This window comes from Aeromonas sp. R3-1 (genome assembly GCF_040908345.1).
Taxonomy (GTDB): Bacteria; Pseudomonadota; Gammaproteobacteria; order Enterobacterales; family Aeromonadaceae; genus Aeromonas; species Aeromonas veronii.
Genome location: NZ_JBFODN010000039.1, coordinates 1 through 6476, shown reverse-complemented (window position 1 = coordinate 6476; position 6476 = coordinate 1). Strand labels below are relative to the sequence as shown.

Sequence of the window (6476 nt, the reverse complement as noted above, 5' to 3'; positions counted from 1 at the left end):
GATGGTTCTCCTTGAAGAGCGTCACCGCCAGCAAGATGGTGGAGGCGATACCTGAGCTGATGCCCGAGACCAGAAACAGCACCGGCAGCACCGGGTTGTTCAAGAGCGGATAGGTCTTGAGTGCCGAGAGCAGAAAGCCAGTGTAGGCCCCCAAGAGCACGGCAAGCAGCAGCAAGAGCGGCGCCAGCAGCCGTTCGATGCGGGCGAGCAAGCCAATCAGCCCATCCACAAATGCGAACTTCTCTTTCAGCAACCGGCTGCGCATTGTCTCGATCTCGGTGCGAAACACCACCGCCAGCCAGGCGAACAGCACCGCCATATAGAGCTGAAACAGCATGACCCCCATCGACATCACTGAGTCGAACTGGTAGTGGAACATCAGCTTCCAGAAGGTCCAGGGGCGGGCCAGATGGAAGATAAGGATCAGTAACCCCAGGATCACGCTCGCTGGCGCCAGAATGGCGGTTGCCTTGATGATGCCGCTCTCGCTGCCTGCCCCCTTGCGGCGCAGCAGCACCGAGAGGGTTGTGGCCCCGGCGGAGATGCCGAGCAGGAACAGATAGATAGCGATCGGCCAGTCCCAGACAAGTGAAGGGAAGTGAAATGCGTCATGCAACATGATCCATTCCTCCCTCTGTCACAGCAGTAGATGGCGATGGGGCAAATCCCCACACCAGCGAGGGGAAGTGAAATGCCGCTTGTATGGTCATGACGTTATCTCCCCTTTGGGCACGCGGTACATCTTGGGCGAGGTGCCGAGTGCCTGCTTGTAGCGATAGATGGTCTCTTTCACCAGCCGTTTGGCGATGGGGCTGTCCGGATCATCCAGATTACCGAACACCAGCGCCTTGGTGGGGCAGGACTCCACGCAGGCTGGCTCCTTGCCCGCCGCCAGGTTGGTCTTGCGGCAAAAGTCGCATTTGTCCGCCACTCGGGTGACCGGGTTGATAAAGCGCACCTGATAGGGGCAGGCGGCGAGGCAATACATGCAACCGACGCAGAGATCCGGGTTGACGTCGACGATGCCATCCTCCTTGCGGATATGGGAGGCACCGGTCGGGCAGACGTGGACGCAGGGGGCGTTGTCGCAGTGCTGGCAGGACTTGCGAAAGAAGCGGTACTCGGCGTCGGGAAATTCACCGACCGGGCCTGAGCGGATGATCTCGAGGCGCGAGACCCCTTCCGGCACCTTGTTGACCTCCCGGCAGGCATCCATGCAGGCGGTGCAGCCGATGCAGGCCGTCTCATCGTGGATCATGCCATAGCGTATCCCGTCGATGGTCTGGCTGTGGGCGAGGGGGGTAGCAAGGGAACGAGTCGGCCCCGTCATCATGATAAGGGCCCCCGCACCCACGCCCGCCATAAAATTACGGCGAGAGCAGCTCATGAGGCCTCCTTGCCGGTAGCCGGTTTGGACTGCTCCTGCCGGGCCTTGCTGGCCTCATGCTGCTTGCTGTGGCAGTCGACGCAGAGCTTGATGCGGGATTTTTCCGGGATCCCCACCATGGGCTCCTTGGCCGGATGCAACTGGTGACAGCTGGTGCAGGTGAGCTTGGTGGCGTGCACGTCGTGGGCCCAGAGCGCCTCGCGCAGTGGTTTGGGCTCGTGGCAGCTCATGCAGACGCCGTTCTGCTCGCTGATGGGATAAAGCTTGATGCTCTCTTTATCCTTCAGGCTGTGGCTAAAGCGCATCACATCCTTGACCCCTTCCCGGTGCTGGGGGGAGGGCTGGCCGTGGCAGTTGGTGCAGGTGACAGGTGCCAGGTTGTTGGGATTGGTCGCCTGACCATGCTTGCCGTGCATCCTCTCGCTCTGCTCCTTGTGACAGTCGGTACAGGCCTTGTCGGGATTGCGTAAAAATTCCACCTCATGTGTAGCTGGAACAGGGGCTGCTGCCGACTCGGCCGCCTGACCCTGCAGGCTGGTGAGCAGCATGGCTGCCATCAGCATCAGTCGTAAAAAATCCATCGTTAAATCACCCATAGGAAGCCTCCATCCGCTGCGGGCCTGGTCTGACCGGGCCCGCAGGCGCCGTTACTGTGCCAGCCGTCCGGCCGCTTTGGCCTCGGCATCCCAGGCGGGGACCGTGGTCTTGAGGAACTGGGCCTTGTCGCTGTTGAACTGCTTCATATCCATGCCAAGGGCGGCTTGCGCTTTCTCCTTGGTGGAGATGTCGGGGATGGCGATTTCGTGGCTGATCCCCTTGCTGGCCAACAGGCGTGCCAGCTTGGTGCGGGCGTCAGCGGCTTTATCCAGCGCGCTGCCAAGTACCTTGAGGGCCACTTCGGGGGCGTGCATCTGCACCCCGTGGGAGGCGATGGCGTAGTCCCAGCGCCACTGGGCGTGACGGATGTCCTGCAGAATATCCTTCATCTCTGCCTCGGTGGCACCGGCATCCCAAGCCGCCTTGGCTTCAAAGTGGGCGTGTACCAGCTGCTTCTCGACCTTCAGCTTGGTTTCGAGCACCGCCTCTTTGCGCTGTTTGACGATCCCTTGCAGCATCTCCTTGCTCTGGGTGTGGCAGTTGCGGCAGGTCTGCTCGAAGCGATCGAAGGGGTTCCCCACTTTGTGATCGGTGTAGACCTTGCCCTGCTCGTTCTGCACCTTGGGCATGTGGCAGTCGACACAGGCGACGTTGTTCTGGCCGTGAATGCCGGCGCGCCAGGTTTCGTACTCGGGGTGCTGGGCTTTCAGCATGGGGGTTTTGGAGAGGGCATGAGTCCAGTCGGCAAAGCCGATTTCATCGTAATAGGCCTCCATCTGCTCCACAGTGGTGCCCTTGTCCCAGGGGAATTTGACCGCTTTGGTGGGGCCGCTGAAGTAGTACTCCACATGGCACTGGCCGCACACCTGGGACTGCTGATCAAAGCGCCCCTGATCCTTGAACGGCTTGCCGATGGCGGTCATGGCCCGATCGGCATAGGGACGGGAGAGGTGCAGGGCAGGTTTGCCCTCCTTGAACTCCTTCGAGGCGGTGTCGTGGCAGTCGGCGCAGCCGATGGTGTTGACGATCTCGGGGCCGCCCTTGGCCCACATCCCCTTGAAGTAGCCATCCTCACCCTTCTCGTCGATGGCGCGGGCCACATCCGGGCCTTTGCAGCTCCAGCAGGCCATGGGCAGCGGACCATCTTCGGCTGTTTTCGGGGCGCCGGTACGCAGGGTTTCGCGCACATCGGTCAGCGCATAGAAGTGACCGCGCGGCTTGTTGTAATCCTTGGCGAAGGGGTAACCGCCCCACAGCACCACCATGTTGGGATCTTCCGCCAGTGCATCGGTGCGTTCCTTGCTTTCGCTGGTGGCTTGCCAACTGGTGAACTGATCGGCGTGATCCTTGGCGAACAGCTCGCTGCGCGCCTCTATCTTGCCCTTGGTGGTTGCGTCATCAGCCAGTGCCCAGCCGCTGGCGCCAAGCCAGCTGGTCAGCAGCAGGGCGGCGAGGCCCAGTTTGATATGCCTGTGTTGTGAACCCACGTTTATCACTCCCAGATAAATGTTTTGGTCTCGTCTGACCCGTTCCATCTTGGTGTGGATCTTCCCCCCGTCGGGCGGGGTGGGCAGACATTCGCTTGCGGGTAAATAAAACCGCGCAATATATGATCGCTCGAGGGTTACCCTAACAAATAGGTAAATTTAATGATGATTTATCGGGGGGAGAGTTGTGCCAGATCAATTGGTGCACAGGATTGATTGCTGAAATGAGACCTGGATTAAATTTTATGGAAACTCAACTTCTTGTTAACTGCCGAACATTCGATGGCAGGCGTTTGATCGATACAGTTACGTACTGGCAATTTTTGCCAGCTGAGCTGGATTGCTGCCGTCTTGTTCACACATTATGGCAATTTTTATGCTAATAGTTGACTAAATATGCAGTCTTGCGGTGTTATGGCATGAACTGTTGACCTTCGGATTATGATCCATTTATTGAAGCTGCAGTGGATTTATCGTCAAACGACAGAAATGGTCACATGGAGTCTGATAGGCCTATTAATAAAGGCGATGTGATTGGGGTCATTCAAATCTCATTTCATTTAAAAAGGCCTGTTAGATGCACAATATTGTAAGTTATGGCCATTTTATGGCAATCATTGCCAAAAATGGCGAAAAGACCCACTTAGTCTGGTTCGGTATGATTATTGAACAGACAAGTACCCTGTAGGTACTGATGTTGGTGGTTAAGGTTTTGCTGGAGGTTGTATGGCAGAGTTGCAAATTGAAAAGTCCACGGTGATCTCCCAACTCGAGGGCTCCGTGTTTGTCATCAGTGCAGATGGATCTGTCATACGAGCAAAGGTGGGGATGGCATTGCAGCCGGGGGATCGCCTGCAAGCTGCCCAAGGGGGCCACTTTCAACTAGCCAAGCCGGGCAGTGATCCTGCTGGTGAGCAAGATATGGCCGCCAAACCTGAGCCCACGAAGCCTGCTGCTGATGGACAACCGACCGATCCGGAACTGGCCTCATTGCAAGAGGCGATCCGTCAGGGTATTGACCCGACCGAATTGTTCCAGGAGACCGCTGCCGGTAACGCAGCCGCCGCGGGTAATATCGGTGGTGTAGCCGGTTCCAGCCCGGGTGGATTTGTGGTGGTCGATCGTACCAACGATTCCACCCTGGCCGAGGCCGGTTTTGATACCGATCATGCGGTGCAACCTGTTGGCGATGAGCTGCTGTTTTCCGAAGAGCGTGATTTCTTTGCCGCCATCACCATCACCGAGCCCCAAACCAGCGACAACATTATCAACGCCGATGAAGCGGCTGGCGTCATCATTCGTGGTGTGGTGGATGATGTGGAGGTAGGCCAGCCAGTCACTGTGATCCTTATCGATCAGGCGGGCAATTCACTGACGGTGACGAAAGTGGTGCTGCCCGGCCTGGTGTGGGAAGCCAATTTTGGCGAGGTGACCGGCAAGCTGGTGGATGGCCCGTTGCAGATTGTGGCCAATACCCAGGATCAGGCGGGCAACAACGCCAGCGATACCGGACAGACTCTGCTCGATACCATCACCACCATTACCCTCGATCTCGCCGATGAGAGCGACACCGGCGCCAGCCAGATCGATGATCTGACCCGCGACAATACCCCGCTGCTGCAAGGGAAGGGGGAACCTGGCGCCACCGTAACCCTGAGCCTTGGCGGCAGCGTGCTCACCGTCCTGACGGTGGATGCCGCCGGTAACTGGCAATATCAGCTGCCGCAAACCCTGGCCGATGGCCAGTACCAGTTTCAGGTCAATTCCGTGGATATTGCCGGCAACCGCGCCAGCGATACTCTCGTTATCAATGTCGATACTCAGGCATCTATCGACATCGATGATCTCGATACCGCAGCCCTGTTTGGCAACAGCAGCGCCACCCTGAGCGGTTCCACCAGCAATGTGGAGGTGGGTCAGAGTGTCATCATCACACTTGTTGACAGCAATGGCCAGCCGCTGTTGACCACCTCGGCACAGGTGGGGGCCGATGGCCGCTGGCAGGTATCAGGTCTTGATCTCTCCGGTATCAATCAATCCTTTGAAGTGCGTGCCAGTGTCACCGATCTGGCGGGCAACAGCGCCAGTGATGGGGTGCCGCTGATCGGTCAGAGCGAAACCCTGACGCTCTCCGAAGCCGGATTGGCCGATGGCCCGATCACCGCGACCGGCAGTCTAAATACCGGTGCCGGCCAGGATGGCAATCTGCAAGTCCAGTTCGCCGCTGATCAGAGTGCCTTGGAAGGTCTGGGGCTCGTCAGCCATGGCGCGCCTCTTGGCTACACCATCAACGGTCAGACCCTGACCGCCAGTGCCGGTGGGGCGACGATCTTCACCCTGACCCTCAACAATGATGGCAGCTACCGCATCGTCTGGAGTCAAAGCCTGGATCACGGTCAGGACGCGTTGCGCCTGCCGTTTAACCTCGAATATCGCGATAGCGACGGCGATCTGGTGAAGGCGCCGCTGGTGATCAATCTGGTGGACAGCAATCCGCCCAGCTTCGAGATCCCGGCCATTCCTCTGACTGAAGATGCCTTTACCAACGGCGCCGCCGTGGTGGGCGAGAGCAGCTTTGTGGTCAAACACACCGCCGATCCTCTGCTGGTGGATTCGTTGGTGTTCAGCAATCAGAGCAGCACCCTGACTACCCTCAACGGATCGGGTCTTGCCAGCGATGGTCATCCGCTGACCTTTGAATTTGCCGATGATCGCACCTTGGTGGGTTACTACCTGGATGGCAGTGGCCAACGGGTGGAGGTGCTGCGCGCCGAATTGAAGGCTGAGCAGCAGGGCAGCGATCTGGCTGGGCGGGTAGTGGTCACCCTCACCGGCCCGCTCGATCATCAGGGCAGCGACACGCTTTCCCTCGATTTGCAGGTGAGCGCCAACGAGATCGATGGCGACAGCACCAGCGCCAACCTGACCCTGACCGTCAATGATGGCAGTGATCCCGCATTGGGCATCGACAAGGGCGTCTCGCTGCAAGAGGGGGGCAACCAGAG

At 58.6% G+C, this 6476-nt stretch carries 5 protein-coding genes; 1 reads left to right on the top strand and 4 read right to left on the bottom strand.

The features are described from left to right. The 4 genes from nrfD to nrfA all read right to left on the bottom strand — a co-directional run. Positions 1 to 619 (bottom strand): NrfD/PsrC family molybdoenzyme membrane anchor subunit (nrfD, locus tag AB5Y85_RS02170; protein WP_368221107.1); only part of this gene is annotated, 619 nt, incomplete at its 3' end. An 87-nt stretch (positions 620 to 706) separates the two neighbouring features. Continuing rightward, complete coding sequence (gene nrfC, locus AB5Y85_RS02165; protein ID WP_368221106.1) at positions 707 to 1387, bottom strand: cytochrome c nitrite reductase Fe-S protein; 681 nt, start codon at positions 1385 to 1387, stop codon at positions 707 to 709. Continuing rightward, positions 1384 to 1983, bottom strand: coding sequence for a cytochrome c nitrite reductase pentaheme subunit (nrfB, locus tag AB5Y85_RS02160; RefSeq protein WP_258721777.1), 600 nt, complete (start codon positions 1981 to 1983; stop codon positions 1384 to 1386). Before nrfB ends, nrfC begins: the two co-directional genes overlap by 4 nt. A gap of 51 nt (positions 1984 to 2034) precedes the next feature. Continuing rightward, entirely contained in the window at positions 2035 to 3477 is a 1443-nt protein-coding gene (nrfA, locus tag AB5Y85_RS02155; protein WP_368221108.1) for an ammonia-forming nitrite reductase cytochrome c552 subunit, read from the bottom strand. A gap of 720 nt (positions 3478 to 4197) precedes the next feature. Here nrfA and AB5Y85_RS02150 point away from each other — a divergent pair. Beyond that, positions 4198 to 6476: retention module-containing protein (locus AB5Y85_RS02150; RefSeq protein WP_368221104.1), on the top strand; the 2279-nt coding region annotated here is incomplete at its 3' end.